Here is a 14,603-nt window from a genome sequence, read left to right as displayed (position 1 = left end):
ACTTTCTTCTATGACCGATGTCGCCATTCAGCTTCATGACAACAGCCGCCGCCTCGACGCGATCGATCGCAAGATCCTGACCGTGTTGCAGGAGGATGCCTCGCTCTCCGTCGCCGAGATCGGCGACCGGGTCGGGCTGTCGTCGACGCCGTGCTGGAAGCGCATCCAGCGGCTCGAGGCCGACGGCGTGATCCTGCGCCGCGTGGCGCTGGTCGACCAGAACAAGATCGGGCTCGGGATCTCGGTGTTCGTCTCGGTCGAGAGCGCCGACCATTCGGAAGCCTGGCTGCGCAGATTCGCCGACGCCGTCAGCGCCATGCCCGAGGTGATGGAGTTCTACCGGATGGCCGGCGACGTCGACTACATGCTGCGCGTCGTGGTCGCCGACATGCAGGCCTATGACGTGTTCTACAAGAAGCTGATCAGTGCCGTGCCGCTGAAGAACGTCACCTCGCGCTTTGCGATGGAGAAGATCAAGTCGGTGACGGCGCTGCCGGTGCCCGCGGCGTAAACGCCGCCGCACCATTTCATACGAACGTCGATACGCCCCCAGGTAGTCCGCCGGCGCGGCATTTACCGGAAGTTAGCGCCGGCAGCGGTATTGTGCTGCCATGGTGCCGGGGGAGATCATCCCAGCGAGGCGACGGCCCGCATGGCTAGGCGCGGCTGCATTGCTGATTGCGAGCTGGATCGCGGTCGCAATGCTGTCGTTGCAGGTGCGTGCGGGCAGCGACGTGGTGGCCGTGGCGTTTCCGCCGTGGTGGCGCGCCGAGCGCGCGCTGCTGGCCGCCGCTTCCGCCAATGCGTCGATCGTTCGGATGACCGCGATCCCGGCCCTGCTGGTGGTGCGGCCTGACCGCGATGGCGGGCTGCGCCGGCTGTACGAGGCGGGCGCGCTGCTGACCATGGATCCGCAGGCGATCGCCGGCTGCTTCAAGTCGGACGACGATCTGGGGGTTGGGAATGACCTTCGAAGGCGATGAAATGGCCGCACTGCGCGAGACCGCCAGCAAGATCCTGCTCGTGGTGCTCTGGCTGCACGTTCCGATCGCGATCATCGTCGGCATCACGCTGCACACCGACTGGCTGATCCCGGCCGGCTTCATGGTGGCGATGGCGGTGACGGCGACGGCCTCGTGGCGCCTGTCGGGGAACGGCGTTTCGACGCGACTGATCGTTGCCGTGGCCTTGATGGCCGGCGTGTCGATGCTGGTCTACCAGTTCGCCGGCCACCGCTGGCAGGTCGACATGCACATGTACTTCTTCGCCGCGCTGGCGTGCCTGGTCGCCTATTGCGACTACCGGCCGATCGTCGCCGGCACCGCGGCGGTCGCCCTGCACCATTTGACGCTGAACTTCATCCTGCCGGCCGCGATCTATCCCGGCGGCGCCGATTTCGGCCGCGTCGTCCTGCACGCCGTGATCCTCTTGATCGAGGCTGGCGTGCTGATCTGGCTGGCGCACACGCTTGCCGAACTGTTCAGGACGTCGGCGCAGAAGGCGGCCGAAGCCGAGGCCGCCGTTGCCGCCGAAGCGCGCGCCAATGCCGACCGCATCGAGGCCGAACAAGCCAAGCAGAGCCGTGACGCCGCGCGACGCGAGCTGGCTGCCGGCTTCGAGCGCAAGATCGGCGAGGTCGTCGAAGCCGTCGCGGTGGCGGCGAACGCGATGCAGGGCCTGTCGACGACGATGGACGGCAGCAACGCGGAAACCATCCGCCAGGCCACCGCGGCCGCCTCCGCATCGACGCTGGCCTCGAGCAACGTCGAAACCGTGGCGTCGGCAACCGAGGAGCTGACGGCCTCGATCAACAGCATTGCCGAGCAGGTGACGCGCTCGGCGAAGATCGCCGCCAAGGCCGCCGACGACGCGCGCCGCACCAACAGCGTGGTGCAGGGACTTGCCGCCGGCACCCAGAAGATCGGCGAGGTGGTGACCTTGATCCAGAACATCGCCAGCCAGACCAACCTGCTCGCCCTGAACGCAACCATCGAGGCGGCGCGCGCCGGCGAGCACGGCCGCGGATTTGCGGTCGTCGCGAGCGAGGTCAAGGCGCTGGCCAATCAGACCGCCAAGGCGACCGAGGAGATCTCGGTTCAGATCCAGGATATCCAGAACGCGACCGGCGCCGCCGTCAGCGCGATCGGGACCATCGGGACCACCATCGCGGAAATCGACCACGTCTCCGGCGAGATCGCGGCCGCGGTCGATCAGCAGGGCGCGGCGACCCGCGAGATCTCCAGCAATCTGCAGCAGGCTGCCGATCGCACCCGCGACGTCAACAAGGGCATCCTCAACGTCAACCGCGCGTCCGAACAGGCCGGCGGCGCCACCGCGCAACTGCTCGACGCGGCGAACGGCCTGACCTCGCAGTCGGAATGGCTGAAGGCCGAGCTCGACCGCTTCCTCGCCTCGCTGCGGGCGGCGTGAGGAAGGTAAGATCGGCGACCTACCGCGCCGTCATCGCCCGGCTTGACCGCGCGATCCAGTACGCCGCAGCCTCGCGGCTCAATCACGACCGTCTCTGGAACACTGGATCACCCGGTCAAGCCGGGTAATGACAGGTGTGGAGGATCAAGACTCCTTCCGCTTGTCGTCCCTGCGAAAGCAGGGACCCATACGCCGCAGCGGATGCGATGGATGGGACTCGTCATTCCGGCGTCGCGCAACAATGAACTTCGGTGGTTATGGGTCCCTGCTTTCGCAGGGACGACATCGAATTTGATTTGGCATCGCCCGCCAAGCAACGCGGTGTAGTCGCCTGCGAAAGCGGCGATGACGAGTCGGCTTGCGGAAAAGGGCCGCCTCAGATCTTCTGATTGTACTCGCCGACCTCGGGATGCGTGCGCAGTACCGAATCCATTGCCTCGAACATGTCGCGCATGCGCTGCTCGCTGACCGGGCTTTCCACCACGACCACGAGCTCCGGCTTGTTCGAGGATGCGCGCACCAGGCCCCAGCTGCCGTCTGCGACGGTGACGCGGACGCCGTTGACGGTGACGAGATCGCGGATGCTTTGCCCCGCGACCTTGCCGCCCTGCTGCTGCAATGTCTCGAAGTGCTTCACCACGGCATCGACCACGCCGTACTTCGCCTCGTCGGCGCAATGCGGCGACATCGTCGGTGACGACCAGGTCTTCGGCAGCGCGTCCTTGAGGTCGGCCATCGACTTGCCGGGGGCGCGGTCGAGCATCTCGCAGATCGCGATCGCCGACACCAGGCCGTCGTCATAGCCACGGCCGAACGGCTTGTTGAAGAAGAAGTGGCCGGACTTCTCGAAGCCGGCGAGCGCGCCGAGCTCATTGGTGCGGCGTTTCATGTAGGAATGCCCGGTCTTCCAGTACACGGTGTTGGCGCCCTGCTTCTGCAACACGGGGTCGGTCACGAACAGCCCGGTCGACTTCACGTCGACGACGAACTGCGCGTTGGCGTTGATCGCCGACATGTCGCGCGCCAGCATGACGCCGACCTTGTCGGCAAAGATCTCCTCGCCGGTGTTGTCGACCACGCCGCAGCGGTCGCCGTCGCCGTCGAAGCCGAGCCCGACATCGGCCTTGTGCAGAAGCACCGCATCGCGGATCGCGTGCAGCATCTCCATGTCTTCCGGATTCGGATTGTATTTCGGGAAGGTGTGATCGAGCTCGGTGTCGAGCGGGATCACCTCGCAGCCGATCGCCTCCAGCACCTGCGGCGCGAACGCGCCCGCGGTGCCGTTGCCGCAGGCCGCCACCACCTTCAGCTTGCGCTTCAGCTTCGGCCGGCTGGTGAGGTCGGCGATATAGCGCGCCGGATAGTTCTCGTGAAACTGGTAGGAGCCGCCGGCCTTGTTGTTGAATGCGGCGTTCAGCACGATCTCTTTCAGCCGCGTCATCTCGTCGGGGCCGAAGGTGAGCGGACGGTTGGCACCCATCTTGACGCCGGTCCAGCCATTGTCGTTGTGCGAGGCGGTGACCATCGCGACGCAGGGCACGTCGAGATCGAACTGCGCGAAATACGCCATCGGCGTCACCGCGAGCCCGATGTCGTGCACCTTGCAGCCCGCCGCCATCAGACCCGAGATCAGCGCGTATTTGATCGAGGCCGAGTAGCCGCGGAAATCATGCCCGGTGACGATCTCCTGCTTGACGCCGAGCTCCGCGATCAGCGCGCCGAGCCCCATGCCGAGCGCCTGCACGCCCATCAGGTTGATTTCCTTGTTGAACAGCCAGCGCGCGTCGTACTCGCGAAACCCGGTCGACTTCACCATCGGCTCGGATTCGAAGGCATAGGTGTTCGGGACCAGCGCGGATTTCGGCTTCGGAAACATCAGAAACGGCCTCGTGGAAATGCGGAGGAACAATGCCGCTGGCTTTAGCGAATGCATCGCCGCAGCGGAAGGCGGGATTGACGGCTTGTGGCGAATAATTACGGCAGATTTGGCGTCGGCGAAAGACTTGCACGCCGGCGCAATCCGCCGCGCTGTTGTGCCCTGCAAGCTGCCTGACTGCTCATCGCTCCGACCCATGGTTTCTGCAGGGGTGGCGCCAGGCAAGGACAGGCATTGCCGTGCGGTTGTTATTCCAGCTTCTCCCGCCGCTCTGCAATCTGCCTGTCGAACAAATCTGCGCGTCGAAGAGTTGACACGTCGGGCAACTCACCGATACATTTTCATCATCGCAACAATTGAGCCCGCACCGGAAAAGCCGCTGCGGGCTTTTTGCATCAGACTGCCGAGCGCGCCGAAATTGGCCGCCGCAGCGAGCCTAACTGGCTGATAGCCAGGGCCGCCCCACCGACAGACGGGCGCCCGGCGAAGACGATGGGCAAGCCAAGCCGGAAGCGACACTTCCGCGCCATCGCGCAAGCCATCCTTCAAGCGCTTTGCCTTCAAGCACTTGCCTTCAAACATCCAAAGCCAACCCAGCCCTCTCCGCGAGGTGCGATCACGCACGGGCTCATCCGACGTGTCCGCAATATCTGTAGGTGATGATCATGCCTGATTACTCTCTGGTGTCGGTGGACCATCAGCCGGACTTCGATGACTACTCGCTCGTTCCCGTTGACCACGATCCGTTCGCCGCGGATGGCCCTGCTCAACAGGCGCAGTTTCAACAGCCGCCGACACCGGCTCAACCAGCAGCCACAGCCGCAAACCCAACTGCAACAGCCTGCGACAGGAGCCGGTCAACCCGGCCTCAACGGGCCCGCGACTGGCAACAGCCCCAGCGGATCGGGTGGCATCGTCGGCATCAAGCGTTTCGGCGGCGACGAAGGTGGTGACTATCCGAGCCGCAATGCGGGGATCGTTTTCGAGAGCGCGGAACGCGCATGGGACGCTGCCCGCAAGGAAATGATAGACCTTGGTACCCAACATTACCCGGAAGAGACCAAGAGGATGGGCTTCATCCCGGAGTTGAGCGTGGAAATTCATAAGCGCAACGGACTATATTACTACGATCAGATAGCGCGTGGATTCCAAGACGGCGCGCTCGGCGGTGGTGTGGGGCTTGGCGACAGCGGTGCGGTGGCACGTGGGCACATGCACTGGGAAAATCAGCTTGAAAGTGATGGAGATATAGACAATGCGAAAGCCTATTCCCAGAAAACTCCAGATTATCGAGCGTGGGTTGGATCTTGGGATGGAAGCTATTTGTATTGGCTTCACGGCAAGCTAACGGGGTCGAGAATGCCTGATTGGAATCGATACAAATATTGAGTCATGCCGATGAAAATGCTCGCGCTCGCCGGAGCGTTATGCCTTCTGCTCTCCAGTTCAACGGTATGCAGGGCAAACTCCGGCCCCTGGTGTAAGCCGGATGTCGTGACTTTGACTTTCAAAAATCAACAAGGCGGGAATCTTGCGAAGATCGAACTTCGCACCCTCAACGCAGTTCGCGACCGAAACCCGGAAAAAAAGGATTTGGGGTAGGCCTGGAACGGTCGATGCGTATCGAGCACAATGGGCAATGGACCGATGTGCCGAAAGAGTGTCTATCCGTTTTTGCTTTTGGCGTAGATGAGGTGTCGCTATCAGCGTGACGATCGCGGTCTAGGCATAGCTATTATTGGGAAGCCGACGGAGAGAGACGAGCGTTTAAAAGTCTTGATGTTCAAACACGGTGATGAAGTCTTTTGCGATCAGGTCGTGCGATGCCCGAATCTCGACGATCCGCCCGGCTATATTAGAGAGTGCAGCAGGGATTTGCGGTGAGCACGCCGGGAGATCGGCTCGACACTCTGCGAAAGCGCTTCAGGTCTGATGTTGTCCGCGGGCGTCTGACGCAAATACCGCGCCGTTGCGAAGATCGACTCGATGCCCTCTCATTCCCAAAATGTGAACAAGCCGCGCCCTGAGCTCCCTCGAGGCTCCTTGGATGTCCACCCTCCTCAGTATCAGCGGAATTTTCTGCCGTTCTGAGGAGACGATCCGCATCATGGAGAAAGACATCCAGCGGAAGACTTGGATAGCGCTCTGATGCCAATCGGCCTTACTGCTCCAGCAACAATTTGCCATTGGCGTATTCGAAGCGCTTCAGCTTCGACAGGAAGGACAGGCCGAGCAGGTTTTCCGACAGCGCCTCGTCCGGCAGCACCAGCGCGTCGACGTCGCGCACGGTCAGGCCGCCGATCTCGATCATGGCGATATGTGCGCGTGCGGCCTTGATGGTGCCGTTGGCGGTGGTGACGCGCGAGGTGTAGTCGCCCGGCACCGGGCGCAGGCCGAAGCGCGCAGCCGAGGTCTCGTTGAGGGCCACCACGGAGGCGCCGGTGTCGACCATGAAGTTGATGCGCTGGCCGTCGATCCGGCCGTCGGTCGCGAAATGACCGCGCGGGTCGGGCGCAATGCTGAACGTGCGGGCGCTGGCCTGCGCCACCGTAACGGCGGGAGCGATGGTCTGCTTTGCGGTGGTCGCGGCGGCGGGCGACATCTTGCTGGCCATCTGGGCCATGAAGGTGCCCAGCCCGATCAGGATGGCCGCGAAAATCATCAGGTTACGCATGACACCATACTCGGAAAACCGAACACGCAATTTCACCACGCCGAACGCCCCGCCGCGAGCGAGGGCGGCAGCGCGAGAATGCCATTTTGGCGAAAAGGATGAGCGAAGGGTTAATGCGAGCCCACTGAAGCGGCCGAATGACATCGGACGCCCCGCCCATGCAGCAATTTGGCGGCCCTCAGGCCGCCTTCAGGCGGTTTTGGCGACCGGGCTCGGCATCGCCACGCGCAGCGCGTAATAGACCACGCCGGCGATGGTGACGCCGAAGAACCAGCCATAGACCGCCCACCAGGCCGGAAGGATCGAGGTGAAGTTCGGCAGCACCGACGAGAACAGGGCGCCGACCGCGGCGGCGATCAGGGCGCTGACGTTCCAGCCGTTCTGGAAGCGATATTCGCCGTGCTCCTGGTACAGCGCCGGCACGTTCACGCGGCCCTTCGCGATCAGATAATAGTCGACCATCATGATCCCGTAGATCGGCCCCATGGTCGCGCCGATCAGCCCGACGAACGAGGCCGCGCTGCCCTCCCAGGGCGCGAACGGATACAGCGCCAGCGCGATCAGCGCCGCGATGTAGCCGCCCTTCTTGAAGTCGATCTGCCGCGGAAACACGTTGGAGAAATCGAACGCCGGCGAGACGAAATTGGCGACGACGTTGATGCCGAGCGTTGCGACCGCGAAGGTGACGGCGGCGAGCAGCGCCAGGAACCAGCTGTCGAACTTCGCCGAAATCTGGTCGGGATGCAGCAGCACCTCGTGATAGACGTTGAACGCTGCGATCGTGGTGACGCCGGCGACCAGCGAGAACAGGATCAGATTGACCGGCAGGCCCCAGATATTGCCCTTGCGCAGCGCGTTGACGTCAGGCGCGTAGCGCGAGAAGTCGCAGAAGTTGAGATAGAGCGCGGCGAAATAGGTGATCCAGGTCGCGGCGACGGCGCACAGCGCCGGGAACGAGCCGGGCACGCCGGGCACGCCGGCCTCCTTGGTCTTCTCCAGCAGCACATCCTGCGGGATCGGCGCGGTGAGCGAGATGCCGCCGGCCGCGATGCAGAGATAGATCGCAAGGATCAGCATCATCAGCCACACTGCGGGTCCCGCCCAGTCCTGGAAGCGGCGCACCGTCTCCATGCCGCGCTGGATGATCAGGAGTTGCAGCGCCCAGATCACGACGAAGCAGATCACCTCGAGCGTGGAATGGCCGAGCATGTGGCTCGACTGGTGGAACGCCTTGAAGCTATCGATCCGCGTCAAGAGCGCGACGATCGCCCCTGATGCCGCCGCGGTCTGCGCGCCGTACCAGAAGCAGGCGACGATGGCACGCACCAGCGCCGGGATGTTGGCGCCCCACACCCCGAACGAGGCCCGCGCCAACACCGGATAGGGCACGCCGGTCCGCACCCCGGCATTGCCGATCAAGCTCATCAGCACGAAGATCACCAGCGAGCCGACACCGATCGCGAGGATGAAATTGACGAAGCTGCCGCAGAGCAGGAACAGGCTGGCGGCGAGGTAATAGCCCCAGAGGCTGTGAACGTCGGAGGTCCAGACGTTGAAGATGCTGAAGGCGCCCCAGTTGCGCTCCTTTGCCGGCGCCAGATCCTCGTTGTACAGCGACGGCGATGCGTTCTTGATCTCAGGATTTTCGAGGTTCATGGCGGCCTCCCCAATTGCGAGCCCGTGATCCCATCCCAGCCCGCAAATCTAACCACCGTTTGCGGATGCTCGCCAGCCCCAGACCTCCGAGGTGTGAACCTTTGCGACCCGTCGCCCCTGCGAAAGCAGGGACGACACTGAATGTTCGGTGCTACTCGTGGATCCCATTCTCTCAGGATGACGGGTCATGAGGAATTCACAAGACCTCAAGTGCCGCGCGGTTTCACCCGTCTGGTCGGCAGCGCGCTGGCGGGATCTTCCGGCCAGGGATGGCGCGGATAGCGGCCGCGCAGGTCGGAACGCACCGCGGCGTAACTGCCGCGCCAGAAGCCGGGCAGATCGCGCGTCACCTGCACCGGCCGCTGCGCCGGCGACAGCAGCTCCAGCACCAGCGGCACCGCACCCCTGGCGATCGAGGGATGGGTGTTGAGACCGAACAGCTCCTGCAATCTGACGGCAATGGTCGGGCCCTGCTCGGCCTCGTAGTCGATCGCAAGCTGCGTTCCGGTCGGCGCCTCGAAATGCGTCGGCGCCTCGCGATCGAGCCGGGCGCGCAGCTCCCACGGCAGCAGCGCCATCAGCGCGTCCGACAGGTCACCGGCCGACAGATCCTTCAGCGCCGTCTTGTCGTACAGCGCTGGCACCAGCCAGTCGTCGGCGCGCGCGGCGAGCGCGGCATCCGACAGATCGGGCCAACTGTCGTCCTCGGCCTTGCGCAGGAACATCACCCGATCGCGCCATTGCTTTGCTTGCTTCGACCACGGCAGGCGGTCGAGACCCGCAGCGATCAGGCCGTCGGCGAACACCCGCGCGGTCTCGGCCGATGGCTTGAGCGACATCGGCGCTTCCGAGAACGTGATCGCGTGCAGCGAACGCCGGCGGCGCGCGCGCAGCGCCATCGCGCCGCGGTCGAACGTCACCTCCTCCACGTTTTCGACCTGGTCGGCGAAGCGCTGCTCGATCTCGTCCTGGGTGATCGGCGCCGCCAGCAGGATGCGGCCGCTCGCCGCCGTGCCGGTCAGTTCGGCGACCGCGATATAGGGCAGCCGCGCCAGCGCCGCGGTCTGCTCGACGGCCGCGCCGCGGCCGTTGGCCAGCACGAAGCTGCCATTGCCGCGGTTCTTCGCGACGCGATCCGGGAATGCGAAGGCCAGCATGACGCCGGTCGAGAGATCCTTCTGCTCGCTCACCGCCGCCTTCACCTGCGAGGCCCAGCGCGCGGCCATGCTGCGGGCGCTCGAGGCGCGCTGCGAACGGTCGCGGCGGAACTGGTCGAGCCTGACGTCGAGATCGACGCTGTCGCCGCCAAGCCCGCGCTCGGTCAGCACGGCGGCGATCTCGGCCGCCTCCTCGCCCATGCCGAAGCGGGCGGAATCCACGATCATGCGCGCCAGTCGCGGCGGCAGCGCCAGCGCGCGCAGACTCTGACCCTCCTCGGTGATCCGGCCGTTTGCGTCGAGGGCGCCGAGTTCGGACAAGAGCGATCTCGCTTCCTTCAGCGCCGGTCCCGGCGGCGGATCGAGGAAGGCGAGGCCTGAGGGATCGCTGACACCCCATTGCGCGAGGTCGAGCACCAGCGATGACAGATCGGCGGAGAGGATCTCGGGCGCGGTATAGGCCGGCAGCGACGCGGTCTGCGGCTCGTCCCAGAGCCGGTAGCAGATCCCGGGCTCGATACGGCCGGCGCGGCCGCGCCGCTGATCGACCGCGGCGCGCGATGCCCGCACCGTCTCGAGCCGGGTCAGCGCCATGTCAGGCTCGTAGCGCGGCACCCGCGCGAGGCCGGAATCGACCACGATGCGCACGCCCTCGATGGTCAGCGAGGTCTCGGCAATCGAGGTCGCCAGCACCACCTTGCGAATGCCCTTCGGCGCCGGCGCGATGGCGCGGTCCTGCACGGCGGCGTCGAGCGCACCGAACAGCGGCACGATCTCGACCGAGGCGTCATGCACGCGCTCAGTGAGGAAGGTCTGGGTGCGGCGGATTTCGGCCGCGCCGGGCAGGAAGGCGAGCACCGAGCCGGCATCGGCGCGCAGCGCGGTCGCGATCGTCTCGGCCATCTGCCGCTCGACCGGCGCGTCGACCTTGCGGCCGACATAGCGGGTCTCGACCGGAAAGGCGCGGCCCTCGCTCTCGACCACGGGCGCATCGCCGAGCAGCTTTGCGACCCGCGCGCCGTCGAGCGTTGCCGACATCACGAGGATGCGCAGGTCCTCGCGCAGGCCGGTCTGCGCGTCACGCGCCAGCGCCAGGCCAAGATCGGCATCGAGCGAGCGCTCGTGGAATTCGTCGAACAGCACCGCGGCGACGCCATTGAGCTCGGGATCGTCGAGGATCTGGCGCGAGAAGATGCCCTCGGTGACGACCTCGATCCGCGTCGCGCGCGACACTTTCGAGCCGAACCGCACCCGATAGCCGACGGTCTCCCCGGGGCGCTCACGAAGCGTCTTCGCCATCCGCTCGGCGCTGGCGCGCGCGGCGATGCGGCGCGGCTCCAGCACGATGATCTTTTTGCCCTTGGCCCAGGGTGCATCGAGCAGCGCCAGCGGCACGCGCGTGGTCTTGCCGGCGCCCGGCGGCGCCACCAGCACGGCGGCGTTGTGGCGATCGAGCGTGCGGTCGAGTTCATCGAGCACGGCGTCGATCGGCAGCGGGCTATCGAATTGGTGCGGCAAGGAGTCTCATCGCAGGCCACGGCACTCGGCCAGCCCAGCGTCCCGTGGTTAACGAACGTCGGATTCTCTTAGGATTTCCGGGCCTCTTAGACCATCCGCCCGGTCCAGGGAACCGGGGACAGAGCCCAGGGTTCGCTGGCACATCCTTTGTATTGATAAAGGAGAAAGCAACCGGTCGGGTCAATGATAGGCCCGATTTCGCCGAAACGGGACAAGGATGACCACAAACGGCACAGTCGCTGCGACAGATCGTTCCCTCGGTCGATCACTTGATCGATCCCTTGGGAACGCGGCCGCGCGTGTCGATTGGGTCGATTATGCCAAGGGCATCTGCATCATCATGGTCGTGATGATGCACTCGGTGCTGGGGGTCGAGAAGGCCGCCGACCAGACCGGCTTCATGCATTATGTCGTGATGTTCGCGAAGCCGTTCCGGATGCCGGACTTCTTCCTGATCTCGGGACTGTTCCTCTCGGTGGTGATCGATCGCGACTGGCGCACCTATCTCGACCGCAAGGTGATGCACTTCGCCTATTTCTACGTGCTGTGGGTGACGATCCAGTTCGGCTTCAAGGCACCGCTGATAGCTGCCGAGGCCGGCTGGGCCGAGGCCGGACTGCAATACCTCGAATCCTTCGTCCAGCCGTTCGGCACGCTGTGGTTCATCTATCTGCTGCCGATCTTCTTCGTCGTCACCAAGCTGACGCGCAACGTCCACCCGCTCATCATCTGGCTGATCGCAGCCGCATTGGAGTCGGCGCACGTCACGACCGGCTGGTACGTGATCGACGAGTTCAGCGCCCGTTTCGTCTATTTCTACACCGGCTATGTGCTGGCCGATCATGTGTTCGCGCTGTCGGACCGTGCGCGATCGCGGCCTGCGCTGGCGCTGCTCGGGCTTGGCCTCTGGGCGCTCGTCAATGGCGGTTTGGTTGCGCTCGATGTCAGCGAGTGGCCGATCGTCTCGCTGGTGCTCGGCTTTGCCGGTGCCTGTGCGATCATCGTGACCGGCACGCTGCTGGCGCGGGCGCAATGGCTCGGCTTCCTGCGCTTCTGCGGCGAGCACTCGATCGTGATCTACCTCGCCTTCTTCCTGCCGATGGCTGCGACCCGGACGGTTCTGCTGCGGTTCGACGTCATCCCCGACATCGGCCTGATTTCGCTGATCGTGACCGCGGTCGGCGTTGCCGGCTCGCTGCTGATCTGGCGGCTGGCGCTGGCGGTCCGGGCCAATTTCCTGTTCGAGCGGCCCGATGCGTTCTGGATTGCCCCGAAAAAGGCAACGCCCGCTTTGCAGGCGGCCGAATAGACCGCAGGTAGTGCCGAAAGTCATAAGCCGGATTCGTTCCCCAAGGGCCGGATTCGACCGTTCGAATTTTCCGTGCATTGAAATGACAGGCCTTTTGGCCGCGAATGTTTCGTCGCCCGGGCTGCGACGAAACAATTCTCCCGGTCACGAAACCATTTTCCGCTTTTGGCGCAGACATCCGGAAACGGGCGCTAACTAGCTTTCTCCCAACGAACCGCCGCCCAACGGCGAACTGGGAGCCTGTCATGCCGAACGTCATCGCCATCAACTCTGCAGCCAAGAAGCACATCGACGCTGCTCGCGCGACCTCGGATGAAATGCTGCTCGCGCGTATCGCCAAGAACGACCGCACCTCGATGCACACGCTCTACGCCCGTCACAACGTCCGGGTTTACCGCTTCGTGCTGCGCATGGTGCGCGACACCACCATGGCCGAGGACCTGGTCAGCCAGGTGTTCCTGGACGTCTGGCGCACCGCGGCCCAGTTCGAGGGCCGCTCGCAGGTCTCGACCTGGCTGCTCTCGATCGCCCGCTTCAAGGCGCTGACCGCGCTGCGCCAGCGCAAGCACGAGGACATCGACCAGGACGACGTGCTGGAGATCGCCGACGGCGCCGACACGCCGGAAACCTCGCTCGATCGCGCCACCACCAGCGAGATCCTGCGCGCCTGCGTCGCCAAGCTGTCGCCGGCCCACCGCGAGATCATCAATCTGGTCTACTACCATGAGAAGTCGGTCGAGGAGGCCGGCCAGATCATCGGGATCCCGCAGAGCACGGTGAAGACCCGCATGTTCTATGCCCGCAAGCAGCTCGCCGACCTCCTGAGGGGCGCCGGCGTGGACAGCGTCGCGGCATAAAGCGAAGCAAATTCAGTTACTTAGAAGGAGATTGAGGAGCCCGGGCAATTGTCCACGAAGCCAAAAAAGTCAGGCGACGAAACAATTGAAACAATCGACGACATCACCCGGAAAAACGCGATCTCTATACCGATATTCAACAACGCAACCCCAACCCAAGTGACTGACTCAGTTTCGAGACTTCCCTAGTTCTAACCTCCCAAGTAAACCTCCAACGACCCGGCCGGGATGCCCCCCAGCCGGGTCGCTCTGTTTCTGGCGCATGGTCGCGAAGCCGATCACGGCTTGTCTCACACGGACGTGACGGCGCCTGCGATGGCTCCGCCGTAACGGCCGCCCCGCCCCAGCGAAGACCATCAGGCGTACCCGGCACGGCCCTCTGGCGCGCCGGGACTTCTGATGGACGGACGACGATGCTCAGCCTTGCTCTTGCCCTGCTTGCCGGTGTCGCCACCGTCGCTGCCCCTTGCACCCTGCCGATGCTGCCGATCCTGCTTGGGGTATCGATAGGCCAGACCGGCAAGGCGCGGCCCGCGATGATCGCGCTCGGCTTCGTGATGTCATTCTCTGCCGTGGCATTGCTGCTGAGCGCGATCACGCGCGCCTTCGATTTCGATCCGAACGTGCTGCGGACCGGCGCAGCCGTCCTGCTCGCCGGCTTCGGCCTGCTGATGATCTGGCCGGCGCCGTTCGAATGGCTGGCGATCCGGCTAACCGGTGCCGCTGGCGGCTTCAGTCAGACCATGCCGTCGCAAAGCCTGTTCGGCGGCTTTTTGCTCGGCTCGACGCTCGGCCTGGTGTGGACGCCGTGCGCCGGTCCGGTGCTGGGCTCGATCCTGACCATCGTCGCGACTTCGAAGGACACGGCGTGGGCGAGCCTGCAGCTCATCACCTACGCGATCGGCGCCGCGATCCCGATGCTTGCCATCGCCTATGGCGGACAGGCCGTCACCACCCGCGTGCGCAGCATGGCGCGGATCGCGCCGCGCCTGCAGCAGGGCTTCGGCGTCGTGATCATCGGCTTCGCCGCGCTGTCCTACCTGCAATACGACACACTGATCGTGGCGTGGCTGACCCAGTTCTATCCCAACGGCCAGATCGGCCTGTGAATCGCAAAGGAGACATC

12 protein-coding genes are annotated in these 14,603 nt (G+C 64.6%); 7 read left to right on the top strand and 5 right to left on the bottom strand.

The window, feature by feature from the left end:
• The first annotated feature begins 10 nt into the window (after positions 1 to 10).
• The 3 genes from CK489_RS11115 (at position 11) to CK489_RS11105 (ending at position 2,430) form a co-directional block, all read left to right on the top strand.
• On the top strand, positions 11 to 511 hold the full coding sequence (locus CK489_RS11115; RefSeq protein WP_095732346.1) for an Lrp/AsnC family transcriptional regulator: 501 nt from the start codon (positions 11 to 13) through the stop codon (positions 509 to 511).
• Between the two features lie 190 nt (positions 512 to 701).
• Positions 702 to 983: a hypothetical protein gene (locus CK489_RS11110; protein ID WP_349626923.1), complete on the top strand. Its 282-nt coding sequence runs from the start codon at positions 702 to 704 to the stop codon at positions 981 to 983.
• The gene (locus tag CK489_RS11105) at positions 964 to 2,430 is read left to right on the top strand and encodes a methyl-accepting chemotaxis protein (RefSeq protein ID WP_095732344.1); all 1,467 of its coding nucleotides are present in this window, start codon (positions 964 to 966) and stop codon (positions 2,428 to 2,430) included. Before CK489_RS11110 ends, CK489_RS11105 begins: the two co-directional genes overlap by 20 nt.
• Before the next feature lie 376 nt (positions 2,431 to 2,806).
• Here CK489_RS11105 and CK489_RS11100 read toward each other — a convergent pair whose 3' ends face one another.
• Positions 2,807 to 4,306, bottom strand: coding sequence for a phosphomannomutase/phosphoglucomutase (locus CK489_RS11100; protein WP_095732343.1), 1,500 nt, complete (start codon positions 4,304 to 4,306; stop codon positions 2,807 to 2,809).
• A gap of 327 nt (positions 4,307 to 4,633) precedes the next feature.
• Positions 4,634 to 4,888, bottom strand: coding sequence for a hypothetical protein (locus CK489_RS11095; protein ID WP_095732342.1), 255 nt, complete (start codon positions 4,886 to 4,888; stop codon positions 4,634 to 4,636).
• Positions 4,889 to 5,062: 174 nt separating this feature from the next.
• On the opposite strand from CK489_RS11095, the gene CK489_RS11090 reads away from it, so the two are divergent.
• Entirely contained in the window at positions 5,063 to 5,695 is a 633-nt protein-coding gene (locus CK489_RS11090) for a hypothetical protein (protein ID WP_143278122.1), read from the top strand.
• A gap of 772 nt (positions 5,696 to 6,467) precedes the next feature.
• On the opposite strand, the gene CK489_RS11085 is transcribed toward CK489_RS11090, so the two are convergent.
• The 3 genes from CK489_RS11085 to hrpB form a co-directional block, all read right to left on the bottom strand.
• Positions 6,468 to 6,980, bottom strand: coding sequence for a TIGR02281 family clan AA aspartic protease (locus CK489_RS11085; protein ID WP_094193760.1), 513 nt, complete (start codon positions 6,978 to 6,980; stop codon positions 6,468 to 6,470).
• 189 nt (positions 6,981 to 7,169) lie between these two features.
• Entirely contained in the window at positions 7,170 to 8,636 is a 1,467-nt protein-coding gene (locus CK489_RS11080) for an NCS1 family nucleobase:cation symporter-1 (protein ID WP_095732340.1), read from the bottom strand.
• 206 nt (positions 8,637 to 8,842) lie between these two features.
• Positions 8,843 to 11,311 (bottom strand): ATP-dependent helicase HrpB, encoded by a 2,469-nt coding sequence (gene hrpB, locus CK489_RS11075; protein WP_198960899.1) that lies wholly within the window; start codon positions 11,309 to 11,311, stop codon positions 8,843 to 8,845.
• Between the two features lie 217 nt (positions 11,312 to 11,528).
• Here hrpB and CK489_RS11070 point away from each other — a divergent pair, with 217 nt between their 5' ends.
• From CK489_RS11070 to CK489_RS11060, 3 genes are all read left to right on the top strand, one after another.
• A complete protein-coding gene (locus CK489_RS11070) occupies positions 11,529 to 12,620 on the top strand; it encodes an acyltransferase family protein (protein WP_095732339.1) in 1,092 nt (363 codons plus the stop codon).
• Positions 12,621 to 12,865: 245 nt separating this feature from the next.
• The gene (locus CK489_RS11065) at positions 12,866 to 13,477 is read left to right on the top strand and encodes a sigma-70 family RNA polymerase sigma factor (protein WP_050626807.1); all 612 of its coding nucleotides are present in this window, start codon (positions 12,866 to 12,868) and stop codon (positions 13,475 to 13,477) included.
• Positions 13,478 to 13,890: 413 nt separating this feature from the next.
• Positions 13,891 to 14,586, top strand: a complete 696-nt coding sequence (locus tag CK489_RS11060; RefSeq protein WP_095732338.1) for a cytochrome c biogenesis CcdA family protein — start codon at positions 13,891 to 13,893, stop codon at positions 14,584 to 14,586.
• Positions 14,587 to 14,603 lie beyond the last annotated feature (17 nt).

It is taken from the genome of Bradyrhizobium sp. UFLA03-84 (genome assembly GCF_002289535.1).
Taxonomy (GTDB): domain Bacteria; phylum Pseudomonadota; class Alphaproteobacteria; order Rhizobiales; family Xanthobacteraceae; genus Bradyrhizobium; species Bradyrhizobium viridifuturi.
This window is presented reverse-complemented; position numbering and strand designations above follow the sequence as displayed.

Excerpts from the sequence above, each read along its gene's own strand:
- CK489_RS11070 (WP_095732339.1), top strand. The coding sequence starts at position 11,529 with ATGACCACAAACGGCACAGTCGCTGCGACAGATCGTTCCCTCGGTCGA.
- CK489_RS11065 (WP_050626807.1), top strand. The coding sequence starts at position 12,866 with ATGCCGAACGTCATCGCCATCAACTCTGCAGCCAAGAAGCACATCGAC.
- CK489_RS11085 (WP_094193760.1), bottom strand. The coding sequence starts at position 6,980 with ATGCGTAACCTGATGATTTTCGCGGCCATCCTGATCGGGCTGGGCACC.
- CK489_RS11090 (WP_143278122.1), top strand. The coding sequence starts at position 5,063 with ATGGCCCTGCTCAACAGGCGCAGTTTCAACAGCCGCCGACACCGGCTC.
- CK489_RS11115 (WP_095732346.1), top strand. The coding sequence starts at position 11 with ATGACCGATGTCGCCATTCAGCTTCATGACAACAGCCGCCGCCTCGAC.
- CK489_RS11080 (WP_095732340.1), bottom strand. The coding sequence starts at position 8,636 with ATGAACCTCGAAAATCCTGAGATCAAGAACGCATCGCCGTCGCTGTAC.
- CK489_RS11110 (WP_349626923.1), top strand. The coding sequence starts at position 702 with ATGCTGTCGTTGCAGGTGCGTGCGGGCAGCGACGTGGTGGCCGTGGCG.
- CK489_RS11095 (WP_095732342.1), bottom strand. The coding sequence starts at position 4,888 with ATGTTTGAAGGCAAGTGCTTGAAGGCAAAGCGCTTGAAGGATGGCTTG.
- CK489_RS11100 (WP_095732343.1), bottom strand. The coding sequence starts at position 4,306 with ATGTTTCCGAAGCCGAAATCCGCGCTGGTCCCGAACACCTATGCCTTC.
- CK489_RS11060 (WP_095732338.1), top strand. The coding sequence starts at position 13,891 with ATGCTCAGCCTTGCTCTTGCCCTGCTTGCCGGTGTCGCCACCGTCGCT.
- CK489_RS11105 (WP_095732344.1), top strand. The coding sequence starts at position 964 with ATGACCTTCGAAGGCGATGAAATGGCCGCACTGCGCGAGACCGCCAGC.